Source organism: Candidatus Rhodobacter oscarellae, from assembly GCF_001078595.1.
GTDB lineage: Bacteria > Pseudomonadota > Alphaproteobacteria > Rhodobacterales > Rhodobacteraceae > Rhodobacter_B > Rhodobacter_B oscarellae.
This window is the reverse complement of sequence record NZ_LFTY01000001.1, coordinates 131,976-150,619: the sequence shown is the minus strand read 5'-3', so window position 1 is coordinate 150,619 and position 18,644 is coordinate 131,976. Positions and strand designations below refer to the sequence as shown.

Here is an 18,644-nt window from a genome sequence, read left to right as displayed (position 1 = left end):
TGTTGCAAGTAGAAATCTTATGTTCGCGCAGATTCCATGCGCTGGCGGCTATCCGAAGGCGCGTTCCGTCGCGTCAAGCGTGCCGGGCTCTGCATGCGGGCTGACCTCGGGGCGCTTGTCTTCCACCTGGGGCAGGAACAGCGAGATCGTGGTCCCAAACCCAAGCTCGCTTTCCACAACCAGCTCGCCGCCGGACTGGCGCACAAAGCCCTGCACCATGGCCAGGCCCAGGCCGCTTCCTTCGCCGGGCGGCTTGGTGGTGAAGAACGGGTCCAAAACGCGGCTCAACTTCTCCGCCGGTATGCCCGTGCCGGTGTCCGAGACCTGCAGGCGCACGAATTCCCGGGCAGAGGGCCTTTCGATGCCGGGCACCGGGCCGCTCCAGCTTTCCGCGCGCAGCACCAATAGACCGCCCTCGGGCATCGCATCGCGCGCGTTGACGATCAGATTAAGCAGCGCGGTTTGCAGCATGGCCTGATCCGCCAATAATCGCGTGCCGTCGGTCAGAACCTGTGTCTCCAGCGCTATGCTGGTCGGGATGACCCGCTGGGCCAGCGCCTCGACCTCTGCGAATACCTGGCCCGGCTCCAAAGCATCGGGGGTAAGCTCGGACTTTCGAACATAGGCCAGCAGCTTTCGAGTAAGCTGCGCGCCGCGGGCAGTTGCCAGCAAGGCCTCTCTTAGGAACTCGTCCTTGTCCTCCACATCGGGATAGGTCTGCAGCAACTCCAGGTTCCCCTGGATCACGCTCAGCAGGTTGTTGAAGTCGTGCGAGATGCCGCCGGTCAAAGTGCCCAGCGCCTCGACCTTCTGCGATTGCAAGAGCTGCGCGCGCGCCTCGTTGAGCTCCTTGGTCGAGCGGAAGGATTCCCAGACGGCGATCCCAAAATATGTCGCCACGCCGACCGCCAAGCACATGGCCGCCCAAAAGGCAGGCCCGCCCCAGGGGGATACCCAAAAGTCAGCCGCCATGACGAAGAAGACCAACGCAACGGGCAACAAATACGCCACCGCGGTCTCCCAGACCCGCGCGCGCAGCAGGATGATGTTCAACGTGCCGCACACCATCAGGACCATTGCGGCGAACTTCCAGATCGTGCCGTCCATCTGCCAGAGGTAAAGCGGCAGCCAGGCGAAGATGCAGGCGATGGCAAAACTCGCCACCAGGATCAGATAGAATTGAACCGTGGCGCCCAGCCTGCCGCCATGGGCCAGCAGAACCTTCTCGACGGTGACGGCGGAGTAATAGGCCAAGACCCATAACGGCAAAATGTGCAGCTGTAAGACCTGCCACCCAACGGTGGCGAGGGTGATCACAAGCGCGGTGCGCGCAAAGAACGCGGCGCTTAGGACGCGCTCAGACTGGCGAAGATTGACCAGAGAGACGCTATGATCGCGTTGATTGGTCATACTGATACTGGGTCCTTCGACAAAGCAAAGAAAGAAACCATTTACAGAGCCGATCCCAAATAGGACGCTGCGCGAACGGCGTTGAATTTGGTCGCCGCATGCGTCCCTGATCCGGACTGCGCGGACAACCTACCAGCCATTCAGGGGCTGGCAATGCCTTATTTTTAAGGCAGCCCTCACTCTGAGGTTGTTTGCGGGCGCTACTCTGCGGCGAGCCCTTCGGTGAACTGCAGCCGTGCCAAGCGCGCGTATAGCCCGCCCGCCTCGACCAGCTCGGCATGGGTGCCCTCGGCTACGATTTGGCCCTCGTCGAAGACCAGGATGCGATCGGCCTTCTTCACGGTTGCCAGGCGGTGCGCCACGATCAAGGTTGTGCGGTCCTGGCTGATCTCATCCACGGCGGCCTGCACAAGCCGCTCGCTCTCGGCGTCAAGCGCCGAGGTCGCCTCGTCCAGCAGCAGGATCGGCGCGTCGCGCAGGATCGCGCGCGCGATGGCGATGCGCTGTTTCTGCCCGCCCGACAGCATCACGCCGCGCTCGCCGACATAGCTGTCATAGCCTTCCGGAAGCGCGGTCAGAAAGTCATGCGCGGCGGCGGCACGGGCGGCGGCTTCGACCTCGGAATCGCTGGCCTCTGGGCGCCCGAAGCGGATGTTCTCGCGCGCGGTGGCGGCAAAGATAACCGCGTCCTGGGGCACCAGGGCGATGCATTTGCGGAACTCGGCGCGTGACATCTCGGCCACGTCCACGCCATCGATGCACACTTTGCCAGCGCTCGGGTCGTAAAAGCGCAGCAGCAGCTGGAAGATGGTGGACTTGCCCGCGCCAGAGGGGCCGACGATGGCCACGGTCTCGCCCGGCTGGATGTCGAATGAAATCGAGGACAGCGCGGCGGTCTTGGGGCGCGACGGGTAGCGGAAGGTGACGTCTTCCAAGCGGATCGCGCCGTGGCGCTGGTCGGGCAGGGGGCGCGGCGCGGCGGGATCGTCGACGCTGTCTTGCGCGTTCAATAGCTCGACCAGTCGCTCGGTCGCCCCGGCGGCGCGTTGCAGCTCGCCCCAGATCTCCGACAGCGCGCCCACCGAGCCCGCCACCATCACCGCGTAGATGACGAACTGCACCAATGCGCCGACGCTCATCTCGTCCGCGCGCACATCCCGCGCGCCGATCCAGAGCACGCCCACAACGCCCGAGAATATCAGCGCGATCACGATCACCGTCATCATCGCGCGGGTCATGATGCGCGCCTTGGCGGAGTTAAAGCTCTCCTCGGTCACCTCCGAGAAATTCTCGCGGCTCTGGCCCTCGCCGGTGAAGGCCTGCACGGTCTGCACCGATGAAAGCGCCTCCGAGGCGCTGCCGGAGGAGGCCGCGATCCAGTCCTGGTTCTCGCGGCTCAGCACGCGCAGGCGGCGGCCCAGCAGGACGATGGGGACGATGATTGCGGGCACGATCAGCAAGACCAGCAGGGTCAGCTTGGGCGAGGTGAAGAACAACAGCACCAGCCCGCCCAGAAAGATCAGCACGTTGCGCAGCGCCACCGAGACCGAAGAGCCGATCACGCTGAGGATCAGCGTCGTGTCGGTGGTGATGCGCGACAGCACCTCGCCGGTCATGATCTTCTCATAGAAGGCGGGCGACATGCCGATCATGCGGTCAAAGACGGCCTTGCGGATGTCGGCCACCACGCGCTCGCCCAGGCGGGTGACCAGGTAGTACCGCAGCCCCGTGCCCAGCGCCAAGGCGATGGCGATGGCCAAGGCGGCGACGAAATACTGGTCCAGAAGGGCCGCGGCCCCGGTCTCGAACCCGTCCACCACGCGGCGCACCGCCAGCGGCAGCACCAGCGATATTGCGGCGGTGAACACCAGCGCCACCAGCGCCGCCAGCAGCATCAGCCGGTAGGGCGCCATAAACGGCAGCAGCCCGCGCAGCGCGCCAACGCGTTTGGATTTCTCTCGTTCCTGGGTCTGATCAGTGTAGGCCATGGGCGCAGAGATAAGGGCATCGCCGCACTGCCACAAGCCGAACACTTGCGGCATCTCGACCGAGGTGGTTAAACCCTGCCCGATATGTTGATCGTCACGCTCTCCTCCATTCCGACCCGGTTCGACAAGCTCGGGCCGACCCTGGAATGCCTGCTGCGGCAGACGGCGCAGATCGACCGGATCATCCTGTATATTCCAGAGGCGTATCGGCGCTTTCCGGACTGGGACGGCGCCTTGCCCGCGGTGCCCCAGGGCGTCGAGATCCGCCGCGTGCCACGCGACATGGGCCCCGCCACAAAGGTGCTCTATGCCGCGCAGGAGTTCCGCGGCCAGGCGGGCGTTGAGCTGCTGCTCTGCGACGACGACCGCCGCTACAAACCCGACTGGGCGCAGGCCTTTCTGGACGCACGGGCCGAGCACGCGGAGGCGTGCATCGCAATCGCGGGGTTCGAGGCGGACCGCTACGGGCAGTCCGCCATGCGCGACCGCCCGCAGCCACGCGCCAGCCGCCGCTCGCGCGCGCTGGATTTGCGGTTCCAGGCCAAGATGGTCTGGGAGTTCCTCTTCCCGCCGGTGGAGCGCAAATACCTGCGCGAGCCCACGCGGGTGCTGTTCCGCCAAAGCGGCTATGTCGACTGCTTTGAGGGCTTCGGCGGGGCGCTGGTGAAGCCCGACTTCTTCGACGATACGGCCTTTGAGATCCCCGAGGTGATCTGGGCGGTGGACGACGTCTGGCTGTCGGGCTGCCTGGCGCGCAAGGGCGTCCCGATCTGGGCGCTGGCGGGCCAGCACGACACCCAGCACACACCCGCGGGCGTCTATGACGCCCTGCACAAGGCCACCATCGAAGGCGCCGACCGCGACGACGCCAACAAGGCCTGCATCCAGTACTTCCAGGAGACCCATGGCGTTTGGCTTTGATCTTGGCGGTGGCCGGATTTTTGGAAAAATCCGGAACCAAATCCTCTGTAAGGATTTGGGCCCGTGCTGATCATTAGCCTATCGTCGATCCCGCCGCGCTTCCCTTACATTAAGCCCACGCTGGACAGTCTGCTGGCGCAGGACGTGACGGCGGATCGCATTCTGCTGCATATCCCGCGCGCCTATCGCCGGTTTCCGGAGTGGGACGGCACGCTGCCGGACGTGCCCGCGGGGGTCGAGATCCTGCGCTGCGAGGAAGACCTCGGCCCGGCCACGAAGGTCCTGCCCGCCGCGCGCGCCTTTCGAGGCGAAGATGTCGACCTCCTGTTCTGCGATGATGACCGCATCTACCCTTCCGATTGGGGGCGGCGCCTCTGCGAGGCGCGCTCCTCACAGCCAGAAGCGGCGCTTTGCCTGCGCGGCATGATGGTTGCGTGGAAAACCGGCCAAGGAGTGGCGCGGGTCTTGCGGCCGCAGGCCAAGCCCAGCCAGGATTGGCAGAAATGGCTCGACAAGCGCGCCCATCCGGGCGCCGAAGCGATGCTGTTCCGCGCCTCCGGTCATGTTGACATGTTCGAGGGCTGCGGCGGCGTCCTGGTGCGCCCCGAGATGTTCGACGACGCGGCCTCGGACATCCCCGATGTGGCCTGGCCCGTCGACGACGTCTGGCTGTCCGGCATGCTCGCGGCCAAGGGCGTGCCGATCTGGCTGGAGGCAGGCGCGCGCAGCGCCGCGCATGCGGCCGCGCCGCTGGACGACGCCGCGCGGCATGACCAGAACATCGCGGCCATCCGGCACCTGCAGGCGCATCACGGGGTCTGGCTGCCATGACGCGCCTGGTGATCTCGCTTTCCACCATCCCGCCGCGCTTTGACAAAATCGGGGCGACGCTGGAGGGGCTGCGCGCCCAGACGGCACCGGTGGAGGCGATCCGGCTCTATATCCCACAAAGCTACCGGCGTTTTCCTGACTGGGACGGCGCGCTGCCCGCGGTGCCCGCGGGCGTCGAGATCCACCGCTGCGCCGAGGATTTCGGCCCCGCCACCAAGATCCTGCCCGCCGCGCGCGACCTGCGCGGCCAGGACGTCGAGATACTCTTTGGCGATGACGACCGCGCCTACCCGCCGCACTGGGCCGCGCGCTTTCTGCAGGATCGCGCCCGGCACCCGGGCGCCGCCATCGCCAATCTCGGCCTGCAGGCGCATATGATCGCCAAAAGCACCCGGCCGCGCGCGCATCAGCCGCGCTCGGAGCGCACCTGGCGGATCACCGATATCGAGTTCCAGGCAAAGTTCCTCTGGCGCCAGCTCCGCGCGCGCCGCTTGAACGTCGAGGAGCCGCGCCGCCGGGTGTTCAAGCGCTCCGGTTACGTGGACATCTTCGAGGGCTGCGCCGGGGTGCTGGTGCGGCCTGAGTTTTTTGACGATGTGGCCTATGACATCCCCGAGCCGCTGCGCCATGTGGACGACATCTGGCTCTCGGGGATGCTGGCGCGGATGGGCGTGCCGATCTGGCTGCATGGCAACATCCACGAGCCCGCCTGCACCGAGGCCGAACCCTTCGCCCCCCTGGTCACCAGCGTGGTCGAGGGGCTGGACCGCGCCAGCGCGAACCGGCTGGGCGTGGAGCATATGCAGCGAAAGTTCGGCATATGGCTTTGATCATAACCCTGTCATCGATCCCGGCGCGGTTTGGTAAAATAGGCCCGGTGCTGGAAAGCCTGGTGGGGCAGGGGGCGGACCGGGTGCTGCTCTATGTGCCGCAGGCCTATCGGCGGTTCCCGGATTGGGACGGCGCGCTGCCCGCGGTGCCGCAGGGCGTGGACATAAGGCGCTGCGCGGCGGACCTTGGCCCCGCAACAAAGATCCTACCCGCGGCGCGCGACTTCACGGGGCAGGACGTGGACCTGCTCTTTGCCGATGACGACCATATCTATGGGCCGGGCTGGGCGCAGTCCTTCCTGGAGGCAAAGTCCCGCCACCCCGAGGCCGTGATCGCCCAGGGCGGCTGGCAGGCGGCGGAATATGCCGCGAGTTCGACTATGCGCGATCTGCAGCCCCGTGCGGTGCGGCGCTTGCGCGTGACGGACGTTGAGTTCCAGCTCAAATACCTCTGGCAGAACCTCACCCAGGGGCGCGACATGACGGCCCCGCCGCGGCGCACCTTCAAGCGCTCGGGCTATATCGATGTCTTCGAGGGCTATGCCGGCGTGCTGGTGCGGCCCCAGATGTTCGATGATGCGTTTTATGACATCCCGCCGGTGCTCTGGGGGGTGGACGACGTGTGGCTCTCGGGGATGCTGGCCGCGCGGGGCGTGCCGATCTGGCTGGAAGGCGGCCTGCTGGACCCGCGCCAGGCCGAGAGCGAGCGCCACGCGCCGCTGGGCAAATCCGTGATCGACGGCGCGGACCGGCGCAGCGCGAACCGGCATGGGGTGGAGTATTTTCAGCGCGCGCATGGGCTTTGGCTGTAGCGCGCGCCACGCGCCCAACGGACGGTCATTCGTCTTTTTCGCGAGCTGCCGCTGAAATCTGGATTTCGTTAGGAAAATCTTGGTGATTCGACCCGGATCATAGATCCGGGAGGGCGTCGCGGCGCAGAGCCGGCGGCTCCCACCCAGTTTTAGCTTTCCGGTCACGGGTAAAGATTTCGTTGATTTTTTTGGCGCCTGTGAAGAATTGGCGCAAGCGCCGATGCGCGCCGCCATGCACTAAGCAGCCACGCCATGGAACCGGGGTTCCCCTGCGGGCACGATGCGCTACTCTGGGCGCGGATGCGCGGGGGGATTAAAGCATGAAGACAAGGCACTGGGATCGGCTAGGCAATGGCGGCGTGACGTTCACCGAGATCGGCATGGGCACCGCGCCGCTTGGGAACCTCTACCGGGCGATCAGCGACGAGGAGGCCCATGCGGTGCTGGAGCGCGCCTGGTCGGGCGGCGTGCGCTACTACGACACTGCGCCGCTCTATGGCTACGGGCTCAGCGAGACCCGCCTGAACCGCTTCCTGCGGGACAAGCCCCGCGACGACTATGTGCTCTCGACCAAGGTGGGGCGGCTCCTGGAGGCCTGCCCGCCCGCGGCGCGCCACGGCGTCGGCAAGTGGTTCGAGGTGCCCAACCGGCGCGAGGTCTATGACTACAGCTATGACGGCGTGATGCGCTCGGTGGAATTGTCGCTGGAGCGGCTGGGCGTGGACCGCATCGACATCCTGCTGGCGCATGACATCGACGCGCGAAACCAGGGCGGCGAGGCGAATATGCGCGCCAAGGTCGACCAACTTATGGCGGGGGGCTACCACGCGCTGGAGCGGCTGCGCAGCACCGGCGTGATCAAGGCCTTCGGCGCGGGGGTGAATGAATGGCCGGTCTGCCAGATGCTGGCCGAGCGCGGTGATTTCGACCTCTTTCTCTTGGCCGGGCGCTACACGCTCTTGGAGCAGGAGGCGTTGTCCAGCCTCCTGCCGCTCTGCGAGGCGCGCGGGATCGGGATCATCACCGGCGGGCCCTATAACTCGGGCATTCTGGCCACCGGGCCGGTGGAGGGCGCGTATTACGACTACGAGCCTGCGTCGCAGGCGGTGCTGGACAGGGTCGGGCGCATCCAGGCGGTCTGCGCGGCGCATGGCGTGCGGCTGGTGGACGCCGCGTTCCAGTTCCCGCTCTTGCACCCGGCGCATGTCTCGGTGATCCCCGGCGGGCAGGGCCTGGCGGAGATGGAGGGCAACCTCGCGGCGGCGGCGGCAGAGATCCCCGCGGGGCTTTGGGCTGACCTCAAATCCGAGGGGCTGATGCGCGCCGACGCCCCCACGGGGGGCTGAGCCAGATGCAGATCGACGCCCATCAGCATTACTGGAACCCCGCCCGCGGCGACTATTTCTGGATGCCGCCGGATCATCCCATCCTGGCGCGGCCCTTTGGCCCGCGGGACCTGGAGCCCATGCTCAACCGCCATGGGATCGCGCGCAGCGTGCTGGTGCAGGCCGCTGATACGATCCACGAGACGGAATACATGCTGGGCATCGCCGATGGGGCCGACAGCGTGGCCGGTGTGGTGGGCTGGGTGGATTTCGAGCGCCCGGAGGACCGCAGGCATCTCGAACGGCTGGCAAGGCACCCCAAGTTCAGAGGCGTGCGCCCGATGATCCAGGACATCCCGGACGTGGATTGGATGCTGCGCCCGGACGTGCAATGGGGGTTTGAGGCGCTGGTCGATCTGGACCTGACCTTTGACGCGCTGGGCTTCCCGCGCCATTTGCAGAACTTCCGCACGGTGCTGATGCGGTACCCGCAAATGCGCGCGGTGATCGACCATTGCATGAAGCCGCAGATCCGGGACGGGGCCTTTGATGTCTGGGCGCCCGGGATCACGCGGCTGGCGCGCGACACCGGGGCCTATCTGAAGCTCTCGGGCATTGTGACCGAGGCCGCTGAGGATTGGCAAGTCGCCGACCTGAAGCCCTATGTGGATCACGTTCTGGCAGAGTTCGGCCCGGCCCGGATCATGTGGGGCTCGGACTGGCCGGTCTGCACGCTGGCGTCGAGCTATGACCGCTGGCGGGAGGCCGCTCTTGAGTTAACCGATCACCTGACGCCCGCCGAAAAGGCCCGCGTCTTTGGCGGCACGGCGGAAGAGTTCTACCGGCTCTCCTAGGGAGGGGCCCGCTGTTAAATTGAGCGCCTTCGGCGCGCTCTATAAGTCGTCCTCGGCCATCCGGCCTCGTCCTCCGGCCGTCAAGATCGACCGCCATTGCACCATATCGAGGGACCATCTGCACAACTGGTGAGAACCGGTCTGGCGCTCCGCGCATTAGGATCCCGCCCCGTCCACTGGACGGCCCATCGCCGAGGCGAATCGGTCCTCATTCTTTTCGGCCATAAATACGGACTGCGCGACCTCACCGCCCCTCGCAACGCCGCGATGAAGCGCCGCCTGCCCCGGCGGTGCCGGGGCGGGTGGGTGGGCGGCCCGCCGGGGCAGGCGCCCTATACCTTCAAGACGATCTTCCCGATATGCGACGAGCTCTCCATCCGGGCATGCGCCTCGGCGGCCTTCTCCAACGCAAATTCGCTGTCCATAACCGGCCCGATCTGCCCCGAGGCCAGATGCGGCCAGATATGCTCACGCAGCCCCTCGGCGATGGCGGCCTTGGCAAAATCGCTCTGCGGGCGCAGGGTCGAGCCGGTGATCGTCAGCCGCCGCATCATCACCTGGGCGAAGTTCAGCTCCACCTTGGGCCCGCTCAGGAACGCGATCTGCACCAGTCGCCCCTCATCGGCCAGCGCCTTGACGTTGCGCGGGATATACCCGCCGCCGACCATGTCGAGGATCACATTCGCGCCGCCCTCGGCGCGTATCACCTCTACGAAATCCTCGTCGCGATAGTTGATCGCGCGCTCGGCGCCCAGGTCCAAGCAGGCCTGGCACTTCTCTGCCGAGCCCGCCGTGGCAAAGACCCGCGCGCCCGAGAGCCGCGCCAGCTGGATCGCCGTCGTGCCGATCCCAGACGAGCCGCCATGCACCAAGAACCGCTCGCCCGCCTTCAATCCGCCGCGCATGAAGACGTTCGTCCAGACGGTGAAATGGGTCTCGGGCAGGCAGGCGGCCTTGTCCAGGCTCATCCCCTCGGGCACCGGCAGGGCATGCGCGGCGGGAGTGGTGACGTATTCCGCGTAGCCGCCGCCCGGCAGCAGGGCGCAGACCAGGTCGCCCTTCTTCCACTCGCTCACGCCGGGGCCCACCGCGGCGACCTCGCCCGCGGCCTCCAGCCCGGGCAGATCGCTCGCGCCGGGGGGCGGGTTGTAGCTGCCGGCGCGCTGCAGCGCGTCGGGGCGGTTCACCCCCGCATAGGCGACCTTGATCAGGATCTCGCCATAGCGCGGCGCGGGCAGCTTGCGCTCGGCCGGTCTTAGCACCTCCGGCCCGCCGGGCTCTGTAATTTCCACAACGCGCATCATCTCGGGCATCGCCAAACCTCCGTTTGGCCATTGGCTTAGCAGCCCGCGGCGCGGGGGGGAAGGTGGTCTGGCAGCCGCTGGTTAAGCGCGCCAGCGCCCGGGCAGGTCGTCGCGCGGGGTGCGGCTGGGCGCCTTCACGCGCGACAGCAGCGATTCCACCGCCGCCACCGGCCCCTTGGTCAAGGGGTTCGCGCGCAGCTGGCCCTTCACCTGCTCGATGCGCATCACGTCCTCGATGCGCCGGTCGAGGAAGTCCCAGGTCGCCGCCGCGCCCTCGCTGTCATCGCCGAGCCAGAACAGCACGACCGAACCATAGACCCCCGACAGGATCGCCCGCTTGGAGTACCAGTTGATGTCGTCCGAGGGGTCGCCCAGGGCCTCCCAGATCGCGTCCGCGGTGCCCCAGATCAGCCCGGCGCCCTCGGCGGCGTGCAGCGGCAGCGCGAACAGCACCGTGCCGCGGCGCACCACCTCGCGGTCGCCGGCCTCGATGCGGCTGCGCACCGCGAAGGTGATGCGCTCGCGCACGCGCGCGCCTACGAACGGGGTCGCGGCGACGGCGGCGCGCATCGCGTCGTCCCCGGCCTTGTGGTAGGCGACAGCCAGGTCCAGCGCGCCCCGCGGGCAGGCGGTGCGCGCCGCCTCCGCGTCCAGCCCGGCATCCGCGGCGGCCGCCCGGAACGACGCCTCGCCCCAGCCGTCAAAGGCGACATGCGGCAGGGCGGCTTTCAGTAAGGCGGTCTTAACGGCGTCCATATTCAGCACTCCTTGGCGGTAGACAAACGCAAAAGCCGCTGCTATACGGCGCGCTCCTGCAATCTTATGCAACTTTAACCTAGAAAGGTGGTGACAACCACATGCAGGTCAGTGTTCGCGACAACAACGTCGATCAGGCGCTCCGTGCCCTGAAAAAGAAGCTGCAGCGTGAGGGCGTGTTCCGCGAGATGAAGCTTCGGCAGCATTTCGAGAAACCCTCCGAGAAGAAAGCGCGCGAGAAGGCCGAGGCCATCCGCCGCGCCCGCAAACTCGCACGCAAGAAGGCCCAGCGCGAAGGCATGATGTAACATGCACTCGCCGTAGGGTGTGTGCTTGCACGCACCATTTGGCCAAGAAATTGACGACCCCCGTGGCACCCGCCCGGGGGTTTGTCGTTTTTGGGGCGGGTGCCCAACCCATCTCGGCGTCTCCGTAGGGCGGGGCTCGCCCCGCGATCGCCAATGGCAAACGATCCCACCCAAAAGTAACCGCAACGCATGGACTTGTCGAAATCATCGGATATTGTGAGGTGAAAGAGAGTCAATATTTGGGATAAATCAATTGCTCAGAAACACAATTGCCAGCTTACTCACTGCGTCCTCATTACTTTTCACGGCGCCCGCTCATGCCGAGGAGGTTATCGCTGCGTATTCAACATTTTTGGCCCCGGAAGACAGGGTGTCTTCAAAAGGCACAAAATTGACATCCTTTGGAGCGATACTTGCGCAGGACCGGGCAAATTACCATCGATTCGGTATTCGGCAGCAATTCGACTACGATGACCCAATTTTCCACGATAAACGACTGCGGGCAAAGCTTCCGGAATTCTACAAAGCTGGTCCACCGGTTGAGGCACACATCCGAGAAGATGTTCTCTTCGGTCGCGGGCACTTCGTTTATGTTAGAGTTATGGGCAAGAACGGTCGCATTACTCATGTGGAAGTCTTTGAGGGGGCAGGATGATGCGGGTAAATATTTTCAGCACTTTTCTATTCTTAATAACGACAGGTGCTGCTTTTGCACAGGCGGAAGGCCGAGTAACACATCCGATCCCGAATGAACCCTTCATGGACTTTAAAATAGACCAATGTGCCGCGACAAGAGCCTTTGGAAACTATCACTACCTCACCGAGATCGGGCCTGTCATAGTATTAAGCGATATCTGTGTCGATGAAGAAAAGGGAACGGTAACATCATATGAATCTCAAAGTGGTTACACTCTGGTTGAAAAAAGTAAGAACGGCAAGCGCCTAGAGATTATTGAATCATCAATATATCAAGAGCTTCGCGACCAACTAAATTTCACAAATTTTGATTGTACTGAAAACGACGAGTACTTTGTATTCTATGGCGGGCGTGAGGAAAGAATAAATATTCCCGATGATACTTATGGTTCCGTCGGTGTGAACGGCTATACATTGACGCAAAATTTCAGCATGCCTTCTAATACTGAAGCAGAATTTGCAGCATTATCATTGCATTCTATCTCCCAAGCCCAGTTCCCGCAGCGGACCAAAAACGTTGAAGATGAAGACTATCTTGGAGGCTTGGATCATGCAGATTTCCTTGGAAATCTTACGTTTTCTGATGGCTCTGGGGCATTTTTGATTACCGAAGGTGGGGGGCATGCAGTTGTTGAAGCCGGGGGCGCAATCGATCTAAAGATCAATTCTGACGGCACCGTTTCTTTGTCAGGCCACGTCAATGGGAAGAACCAAAGATTAGCTGGTCACAAACCGGACGAATGGATATCAATGACTGCGGAAATTCTGTACATGCGCGGTCACGTGTTGGGAGCAGACGGTAATGCTCTCAAAGCATTTGGGTTTGCGAAAGGCAGCTATGAAGATATCAATGGTGAAACTCATCAATTTCATGCGCTTGCTGGTTTCCAAGCATGTGTTGAATCGCCTGGTTGATAGGCGTCCTATGATAGCCCGTCTTTCTGCTCTAGGTAGATGTCTTCCAGTGTGACCAGCAATGGAAGCCCGTCACCTACTCGTGGCTGCAATAGTCAGCGTACTGCGACGGCCCGCGCATTGCGACGGCAGATTTCGGGTTTTAACGAGAGCTTGCGGTACGTGAACACTTGCAAGTCTAGCCTGAATCGCGCTGCGAGCGCGCGCAGCGCGAAAATCGATTATGCAGATTGGTCTCGCAGCGGACCTCTGGCGGCTGAGAGAGATACTCCATTGGGTGTTGCAGCATCCGGAGCCGGTGACGCAACGGGTCGTTTTGCTTCGGTCACCAACGCTCCCTAAAATCAAACAACTCTACGGGCCCAAAACCCCGGCGAAACCACCGCGCGCTCTGTTAACCCGCCCGTTTGCCCGACAAGGTGCCATACGCAAGGCCGACGTTTTGCCGACGCTTTGCCGACACGCCCAAACCTCAAGAAATACTGGCCTTAACCCCCGATTCGCCGGAAGCCGTCACGAATCCGCCGCGCGGTGCGTTAGGATCTGAGTAACCGTCTCCGCCTCACCACGGTACCCGCTCTGGGTCGGGGTGGGTATCTAACCATCTCGGCATCTCCGTAGGGCCCGGCTCGCCCCGCGATCGCCAATAGCAAACACCGCCCTAAGACGCTCGTTTGCCGGGAAAGTGAACCGCGCCGGGTTTGCCGAAGGCTGATTTCGGTTGGTTACGCGGCCATGTCTGATTTTTCCGGAGCTGCGTAGAAGCTTGCCTCGGCCTCTGCTGGCGGGATGTTTCCGATGGGTTCCAGCAGGCGGCGGCTGTTGAATCAGTCGACTCATTCGAGTGTGGCGTATTCGACGGCGTCGAAGCTGCGCCATGGCCCACGACGATGAATGACCGCTGCCTTGAAAAGGCCGTTGATCGGCTCGCCCCCGATATCCCTGTTCTCTTCGAAAAAGGCGATCATGTCCTGGACCGGCGGTCGAGCTCCGCCTGAGCAAAATATGCGGACGCCTTGCGCAGGATTCATTGGCCTGCTTCAACGCGCGGTTCTCGCGTTCCAGAGCTTTCATCTTCTCTGCCATCTCGGTCGTGACGCCGGCTCGGTCGCCCCGATCGACCTCGGCCTTCTTGACCTACTCATTCAGCGCCTGAGGTGCACAGCCGATCTTTGAGGAAATCGACAAGATCGCCGACCAGCGGCTCTCATGCTGCCCTGCGTTGTCAAGAAACATGCGAACAGCGCGTTCGCGGTCTTCGGGGGAATATTTGTTCGTTGTCTTGCTCATGATGCTCCATCCTACTCAGGAGTTGGAGCCTCCGGCAAACCCGGTGCGGTTCAGCCTGATATTCAGCTCTTTTATCAGCCCGGCATCACCGAGCAGGTCCTCAGGGCGCTCCACGCCCTTCAGCAGTTCGTCCAGGATTTTATTCGAGAGGGTCTTTCAGCCTCCGGCCATATAGGTCCCGACCTCAGAGCTGGTGGTCTGTCTGGTCTGAGCCTCAAAGGCGACCTTGCCCTCGTACATGACCATCAAGCGGTCTGAAAGTTCCAAAATTTCATCCAGGTCTTCCGAGATCAGCAGGACTGCAACGCCTCGGTTGCGCGCCGCGATAAGGCGCGAGCGGATGGCGGTGACCGAAGCAACATCCAGTCCAAAGCATGGGTTTGCAACCACGAGCACTTTGACATCTCCGGAGAGTTCGCGTGCCAGAACCGTTCGCTGCACATTGCCGCCTGACAGGACACCAACCGGGGAATGCGCAGAGGTGGTCTTGATGTTGAACTCTTCAATCAGGCGCATGCCCTGCGCCTGTAAGTCTGCCTTGTTGGCCAGCAGCTTCCAGCCGCCGTTTCTTGTACGATCAAAGTTGCGAAAACCCAGATTCTCGGCCACGCTCATCCGTGCCGCGCAGGCATTCTGCAAAGGCTCTTCGGGCACAAAGCGAATTTGTGCGGCCTGAGACTCTTCGCGGTTGGCGCAATAGGGCTTGCCGTCTACTTCGATAGCCCCGGTGCTGAGTTTCTTTTGACCGGTCAGGATCTCCATCAGATCTTTCTGCCCATTGCCGGAAACCCCGGCGATGCCGAGGATTTCTCCCGCATGCACCTTCAGATCCTCGATCTTGATCGTCTTCAGCCCCGATTGATCGGGTGCTGAGGCCGCTCGCAGATTGAGCATGACATGGGTGCCGGTCTTTGTGCGCTGAGTTTCCTGCGGGGTAAACTCCTCGCCGATCATCATACGCGTCAGCTCTGCATTGCTGAGCTCACCGACCCTGGCGCTGCCTGCCAGTTTCCCGCGGCGCAAAACGCTGACGTGATCGGCGAATTGGTCGACTTCGCGGAACTTGTGGGTGATCATTAGAACCGAGAGCCCACCCTCCTGACATAGTGCACGCACATGGGTCAGGACCTCATCCGCTTCATTCGGCGTCAGAACCGAGGTCGGCTCATCCAGGATCAGGAAGCGGCTGCCCAGATAGAGTTGCTTCAGGATTTCCAGCCGCTGTTTTTCCCCGGCTGACAGGTCTGTCACAGGCCGGTCCAAAGGAGCCTGAAACGGCATCCGTGCCAGAAATTCTTCAAGCCGCGCGGTTTCCGCCCGCCAGTCGATCACATGCGGCGCATCGGCGCGCGCGATCACCAGATTTTCCTTGCCAGTCAGCGAGGGCACCAGCGTGAAGTGCTGATAGACCATCCCAAGGCCCAGTTTCTGGGCATCCACCGGATCCTTGATCCGGGCCTCGCGCCTACCCACCAAGAGGCCGCCCTGCGTTGGGGCCTGAAACCCCATAATACATTTCACCAGAGTGGATTTCCCGGCACCGTTCTCGCCCAAAAGTGCGTGAAAACTGCCCGCTTTTACGCGCAAGGTGACATTGTCAAGCGCCTTGAAGTCGCCGAACTGCATGGACATGGCGACGGCTTCGACTTCTACTGCGCTTGCCGTCCGGGCATCACTCATGGCTCAGACCAGACCCGCAATCAGCGTCTTACTGTCGGCGACGGCACCAAAGACACCGCCCTGCATTGTGACCATCTTCAGCGCCGCGTCATGGTTGCCCTTGTCGGTGGCGCCACAGCAATCCGACAGCACAACGCATTCAAAGCCGCGATCATTGGCTTCGCGCATAGTGGTGGAGACGCAGACATCCGTGGTGATACCACAGATGATTAGGTTTTCGATGCCTCTCGTGCGCAGGATCATCTCCAGATCGGTGGCGCAGAAGCTGCCTTTGCCCGGCTTGTCGATGATGATCTCGCCCTGTTCGGGATAGAGTTCGGGGATAATATCCCAGCCCGCTTCACCGCGGATCAGGATCTTGCCGCAGGGTCCGGGATCACCGATCCCTGCGCCGATCTGCTGCGATCTCCAGCGTTTGTTGGCGGGCAGGTCCGACAGGTCCGGGCGATGACCTTCGCGGGTGTGGATGATGTGATAGCCCTTGGCCCGCATCGCCGCCAGTACCGCCTTGATCGGCTCGATCGGTGCCTGCGTCATGGACAGATCATAGCCCATGGCGTCCACATAGCCGCCCTTGCCGCAGAAATCGGTCTGCATGTCGATCACGATCAGTGCGGTGTTCTGGGGCCGCAGATCGCCATTATAGGGCCAGGCATAGGGGGTGCTTTCGATGGCGGGCATAGTTGGCTCCTATTTTGTGATGCTCAGCTCACTCGGCGCACCTTTGAGGGCGCGGTCCGGCGATGAGGTTGCGATCAAGAGGATGAGGGTCAGGATATAGGGCGCGGCAAAGAACAGGTAATAGCCGCTGCTCACTCCGACGGACTGTAGGGCAGGGCCAAGCGCGCCCGCGCCGCCAAACAGCAGCGCCGCCCAGAAACAGTTAATGGGGTTCCAGCGGGCAAAGATCACTAGCGCGATCGCCATCAGGCCTTGGCCCGAACTGATGCCTTCGTTCCAGCTGCCGGGATAGTAAAGCGACAGATAGGCCCCGCCGACACCGGCCAGTGCACCACCTGCCGCAGTGGACCAGAGCCGCACCAGATCGGGGTTGAACCCGATGGCGCGGGCAGCGGCGGTGCTGTCTCCGACGACGCGCACCTTCAGCCCGATGCGGGTTGCGCGAAACATCCATGCCATGGCCAGCGCCAGCACCGCGCCGATAATGAACAGAACATTGACCCGCAGTGCGGCCTCAACCTGCGGGATATCGGACCACCAGCCCAGCGAGATCGCAGGCAGGTCCGGCGCCACCGGCTGGATATAGGGTTTGCCGAAAAAGAACGCGAGCCCCATGCCCAAGAGCATGAGGGCGATGCCCATTGCGATGTCATTGACCCCTTTGAAGCGACAGACCCAGCCGTGAAACAGCCCGAACCACATCCCGGCAAACCCGGCGGCAAGCACGCCGAACCAGGCCGAACCACTGTGATAGGCTGCGGCATATCCGGCCATTGCGCCAAAGATCAGCGTGCCTTCCAGACCAAGGTTCATGCGCCCTGACCGTTCTGTCAGGCACTCACCAAGGGAGACGAAGAGAAAGGGTGTAGAGACGCGAATTGCGCCGCCCAGCATCGCCAGCGGCACGCCCCAAAGCCCGATATCGGCCGGGTCACTCATCTATACTCTCCAGTAGCTCGGGCGAAAGATAGCAAGACGGCCATAGAGGGTCTCGCTCAGCAGCAGAATGACAAAGACGATTCCCTGCAGCACAAGGATGGTCGCATCGGGCAGATCCATGCGGCGCTGGATCAGACCGGAAGAGGCTTCAAAGCCAGCCAGCAGGATCGCCACCGGAATGATTGCCAGCGGATTGTGCCGCGCCAGAAAGGAGATCAGAATTCCGGTATAGCCATAGCCCGCGATCAGCGAACCATTGGCAGCCCCGTGAATGGCTGACACTTCAAAGAACCCGGCCAGAGCGGCCAGAGCACCGCCAGCCGCGGTGAAACCGATGATCAGCCTGCCCACAGGCAGCGCCTGCACCTGTGCGGCGCGTATATTCTGTCCGGTGATCCTGGCGGCAAAGCCAATGGTCGTCTTATCCAGAATGAACCAGCAGAGAATACAGGCGACAACCCCTGCGCCAAAGCCCCAATGCACTTCGATGCCGATCGGCATGTCGCCCACCCGCAGAGCATCGGGCAATTGGGCAGTCGAGGGCTTGTTCAGGCTCGCCGGGTCGCGAAACGGGCCTTCGACGAAATGGTTCAGAAGCGCGATACCGATATAGGCCATCAAGAGCGAGGCGATGGTTTCATTGACCCCGCGTTTGACGCGCATCCAGCCGACGCCGCCGATCCAGAGCGCCCCGACAAGGGCCGACATCAGCACCATCATCAGCATCGCGATCCCGGCAGGCGCGCCGATCAGCATCGCCCCCGTGATGCCAGCAGCCAGCCCACCCAGAACAATCGCGCCCTCGCCGCCGATCACCACCAGGCCAAGCCGCGCAGGCAGGGCCACACAGAGCGCGGCAAACAACAGCGGCGCCACCCGTGACAGAGTGTTTTTCCATGAGAACCCAGAGCTGAACCCCGCCTTGTAGATCAGCGAATAAAATTCGACCGGGGATTTCCCCAAGGCGAGCAGAAACAGTGAAAACACCAGCAGCCCTGAGATCAGGGCCGCCAGTGGGATGACAACAGCCTCAATTCTGGGAAGCCAAAGCGCCAGGTAGGCATGGCGTGGCGCAAAAGAGGCTGTCGTCGTGTCTGTCATGAT

The 18,644-nt window shown here is 63.0% G+C and carries 18 protein-coding genes, 1 pseudogene and 1 other annotated feature; of the genes and pseudogenes, 8 read left to right on the top strand and 11 right to left on the bottom strand.

Annotated elements, in window-relative coordinates:
• Positions 1–48: 48 nt before the first annotated feature.
• Together AIOL_RS00635 and AIOL_RS00630 are read right to left on the bottom strand one after the other, a co-directional pair.
• Positions 49–1,410: a sensor histidine kinase gene (locus AIOL_RS00635; protein ID WP_049641112.1), complete on the bottom strand. Its 1,362-nt coding sequence runs from the start codon at positions 1,408–1,410 to the stop codon at positions 49–51.
• A 200-nt stretch (positions 1,411–1,610) separates the two neighbouring features.
• Entirely contained in the window at positions 1,611–3,398 is a 1,788-nt protein-coding gene (locus tag AIOL_RS00630; protein ID WP_049641891.1) for an ABC transporter transmembrane domain-containing protein, read from the bottom strand.
• Positions 3,399–3,482: 84 nt separating this feature from the next.
• Here AIOL_RS00630 and AIOL_RS00625 point away from each other — a divergent pair, with 84 nt between their 5' ends.
• The 6 genes from AIOL_RS00625 (at position 3,483) to AIOL_RS00600 (ending at position 8,971) form a co-directional block, all read left to right on the top strand.
• Positions 3,483–4,319 carry a hypothetical protein gene (locus AIOL_RS00625; protein ID WP_049641111.1) on the top strand — a complete coding sequence of 279 codons (837 nt, stop codon included), beginning with the start codon at positions 3,483–3,485 and terminating at the stop codon, positions 4,317–4,319.
• Positions 4,320–4,382: 63 nt separating this feature from the next.
• Positions 4,383–5,150, top strand: coding sequence for a glycosyltransferase family A protein (locus tag AIOL_RS00620; protein ID WP_053101127.1), 768 nt, complete (start codon positions 4,383–4,385; stop codon positions 5,148–5,150).
• Positions 5,147–5,980 carry a hypothetical protein gene (locus tag AIOL_RS00615; RefSeq protein ID WP_049641110.1) on the top strand — a complete coding sequence of 278 codons (834 nt, stop codon included), beginning with the start codon at positions 5,147–5,149 and terminating at the stop codon, positions 5,978–5,980. The genes AIOL_RS00620 and AIOL_RS00615 overlap by 4 nt, the downstream gene beginning before the upstream one ends.
• Positions 5,971–6,792: a hypothetical protein gene (locus AIOL_RS00610; RefSeq protein WP_049641109.1), complete on the top strand. Its 822-nt coding sequence runs from the start codon at positions 5,971–5,973 to the stop codon at positions 6,790–6,792. The genes AIOL_RS00615 and AIOL_RS00610 overlap by 10 nt, the downstream gene beginning before the upstream one ends.
• Before the next feature lie 320 nt (positions 6,793–7,112).
• A complete protein-coding gene (locus tag AIOL_RS00605; RefSeq protein WP_049641108.1) occupies positions 7,113–8,138 on the top strand; it encodes an aldo/keto reductase in 1,026 nt (341 codons plus the stop codon).
• A 5-nt stretch (positions 8,139–8,143) separates the two neighbouring features.
• Positions 8,144–8,971, top strand: coding sequence for an amidohydrolase family protein (locus AIOL_RS00600; protein ID WP_049641107.1), 828 nt, complete (start codon positions 8,144–8,146; stop codon positions 8,969–8,971).
• A 332-nt stretch (positions 8,972–9,303) separates the two neighbouring features.
• Here AIOL_RS00600 and AIOL_RS00595 read toward each other — a convergent pair whose 3' ends face one another.
• Positions 9,304–10,284 carry an NAD(P)H-quinone oxidoreductase gene (locus tag AIOL_RS00595; RefSeq protein WP_049641106.1) on the bottom strand — a complete coding sequence of 327 codons (981 nt, stop codon included), beginning with the start codon at positions 10,282–10,284 and terminating at the stop codon, positions 9,304–9,306.
• A gap of 72 nt (positions 10,285–10,356) precedes the next feature.
• A complete protein-coding gene (locus AIOL_RS00590) occupies positions 10,357–11,031 on the bottom strand; it encodes a COQ9 family protein (RefSeq protein ID WP_049641105.1) in 675 nt (224 codons plus the stop codon).
• A 101-nt stretch (positions 11,032–11,132) separates the two neighbouring features.
• On the opposite strand from AIOL_RS00590, the gene rpsU reads away from it, so the two are divergent.
• Positions 11,133–11,339 carry a 30S ribosomal protein S21 gene (rpsU, locus tag AIOL_RS00585; protein WP_049641104.1) on the top strand — a complete coding sequence of 69 codons (207 nt, stop codon included), beginning with the start codon at positions 11,133–11,135 and terminating at the stop codon, positions 11,337–11,339.
• Positions 11,340–11,715: 376 nt separating this feature from the next.
• Here the strand turns inward: rpsU and AIOL_RS24775 are convergent, their stop codons facing one another.
• On the bottom strand, positions 11,716–11,967 hold the full coding sequence (locus tag AIOL_RS24775; RefSeq protein WP_152912299.1) for a hypothetical protein: 252 nt from the start codon (positions 11,965–11,967) through the stop codon (positions 11,716–11,718).
• A gap of 23 nt (positions 11,968–11,990) precedes the next feature.
• Here AIOL_RS24775 and AIOL_RS24770 point away from each other — a divergent pair, with 23 nt between their 5' ends.
• Positions 11,991–12,950: a hypothetical protein gene (locus AIOL_RS24770; RefSeq protein ID WP_152912298.1), complete on the top strand. Its 960-nt coding sequence runs from the start codon at positions 11,991–11,993 to the stop codon at positions 12,948–12,950.
• A gap of 725 nt (positions 12,951–13,675) precedes the next feature.
• On the opposite strand, the pseudogene AIOL_RS26390 reads toward AIOL_RS24770, so the two are convergent.
• The 6 genes and pseudogenes from AIOL_RS26390 to AIOL_RS00555 all read right to left on the bottom strand — a co-directional run.
• A pseudogene (locus AIOL_RS26390) lies at positions 13,676–13,879 on the bottom strand (IS3 family transposase); the annotation flags it as partial.
• Positions 13,863–13,960: a sequence feature (AL1L pseudoknot), on the bottom strand. (Overlaps the previous pseudogene by 17 nt.)
• A gap of 127 nt (positions 13,961–14,087) precedes the next feature.
• Positions 14,088–14,240, bottom strand: coding sequence for a hypothetical protein (locus tag AIOL_RS26385; RefSeq protein WP_394298916.1), 153 nt, complete (start codon positions 14,238–14,240; stop codon positions 14,088–14,090).
• Between the two features lie 156 nt (positions 14,241–14,396).
• Positions 14,397–15,920: an ABC transporter ATP-binding protein gene (locus AIOL_RS00570; RefSeq protein ID WP_049641103.1), complete on the bottom strand. Its 1,524-nt coding sequence runs from the start codon at positions 15,918–15,920 to the stop codon at positions 14,397–14,399.
• 3 nt (positions 15,921–15,923) lie between these two features.
• Entirely contained in the window at positions 15,924–16,601 is a 678-nt protein-coding gene (biuH, locus tag AIOL_RS00565; RefSeq protein WP_049641102.1) for a biuret amidohydrolase, read from the bottom strand.
• A gap of 9 nt (positions 16,602–16,610) precedes the next feature.
• On the bottom strand, positions 16,611–17,540 hold the full coding sequence (locus AIOL_RS00560; RefSeq protein WP_049641101.1) for an ABC transporter permease: 930 nt from the start codon (positions 17,538–17,540) through the stop codon (positions 16,611–16,613).
• Positions 17,541–18,641, bottom strand: coding sequence for an ABC transporter permease (locus AIOL_RS00555; protein ID WP_049641100.1), 1,101 nt, complete (start codon positions 18,639–18,641; stop codon positions 17,541–17,543).
• Between the last annotated feature and the right edge of the window lie 3 nt (positions 18,642–18,644).

Coding starts and splice junctions, on each gene's coding strand:
- AIOL_RS00635 (WP_049641112.1), bottom strand. CDS start 1,410: ATGACCAATCAACGCGATCATAGCGTCTCTCTGGTCAATCTTCGCCAG.
- AIOL_RS00630 (WP_049641891.1), bottom strand. CDS start 3,398: ATGGCCTACACTGATCAGACCCAGGAACGAGAGAAATCCAAACGCGTT.
- AIOL_RS00625 (WP_049641111.1), top strand. CDS start 3,483: ATGTTGATCGTCACGCTCTCCTCCATTCCGACCCGGTTCGACAAGCTC.
- AIOL_RS00615 (WP_049641110.1), top strand. CDS start 5,147: ATGACGCGCCTGGTGATCTCGCTTTCCACCATCCCGCCGCGCTTTGAC.
- AIOL_RS00610 (WP_049641109.1), top strand. CDS start 5,971: ATGGCTTTGATCATAACCCTGTCATCGATCCCGGCGCGGTTTGGTAAA.
- AIOL_RS00605 (WP_049641108.1), top strand. CDS start 7,113: ATGAAGACAAGGCACTGGGATCGGCTAGGCAATGGCGGCGTGACGTTC.
- AIOL_RS00600 (WP_049641107.1), top strand. CDS start 8,144: ATGCAGATCGACGCCCATCAGCATTACTGGAACCCCGCCCGCGGCGAC.
- AIOL_RS00595 (WP_049641106.1), bottom strand. CDS start 10,284: ATGCCCGAGATGATGCGCGTTGTGGAAATTACAGAGCCCGGCGGGCCG.
- AIOL_RS00590 (WP_049641105.1), bottom strand. CDS start 11,031: ATGGACGCCGTTAAGACCGCCTTACTGAAAGCCGCCCTGCCGCATGTC.
- rpsU (WP_049641104.1), top strand. CDS start 11,133: ATGCAGGTCAGTGTTCGCGACAACAACGTCGATCAGGCGCTCCGTGCC.
- AIOL_RS24775 (WP_152912299.1), bottom strand. CDS start 11,967: ATGAGTAATGCGACCGTTCTTGCCCATAACTCTAACATAAACGAAGTG.
- AIOL_RS24770 (WP_152912298.1), top strand. CDS start 11,991: ATGATGCGGGTAAATATTTTCAGCACTTTTCTATTCTTAATAACGACA.
- AIOL_RS26385 (WP_394298916.1), bottom strand. CDS start 14,240: ATGAGCAAGACAACGAACAAATATTCCCCCGAAGACCGCGAACGCGCT.
- AIOL_RS00570 (WP_049641103.1), bottom strand. CDS start 15,920: ATGAGTGATGCCCGGACGGCAAGCGCAGTAGAAGTCGAAGCCGTCGCC.
- biuH (WP_049641102.1), bottom strand. CDS start 16,601: ATGCCCGCCATCGAAAGCACCCCCTATGCCTGGCCCTATAATGGCGAT.
- AIOL_RS00560 (WP_049641101.1), bottom strand. CDS start 17,540: ATGAGTGACCCGGCCGATATCGGGCTTTGGGGCGTGCCGCTGGCGATG.
- AIOL_RS00555 (WP_049641100.1), bottom strand. CDS start 18,641: ATGACAGACACGACGACAGCCTCTTTTGCGCCACGCCATGCCTACCTG.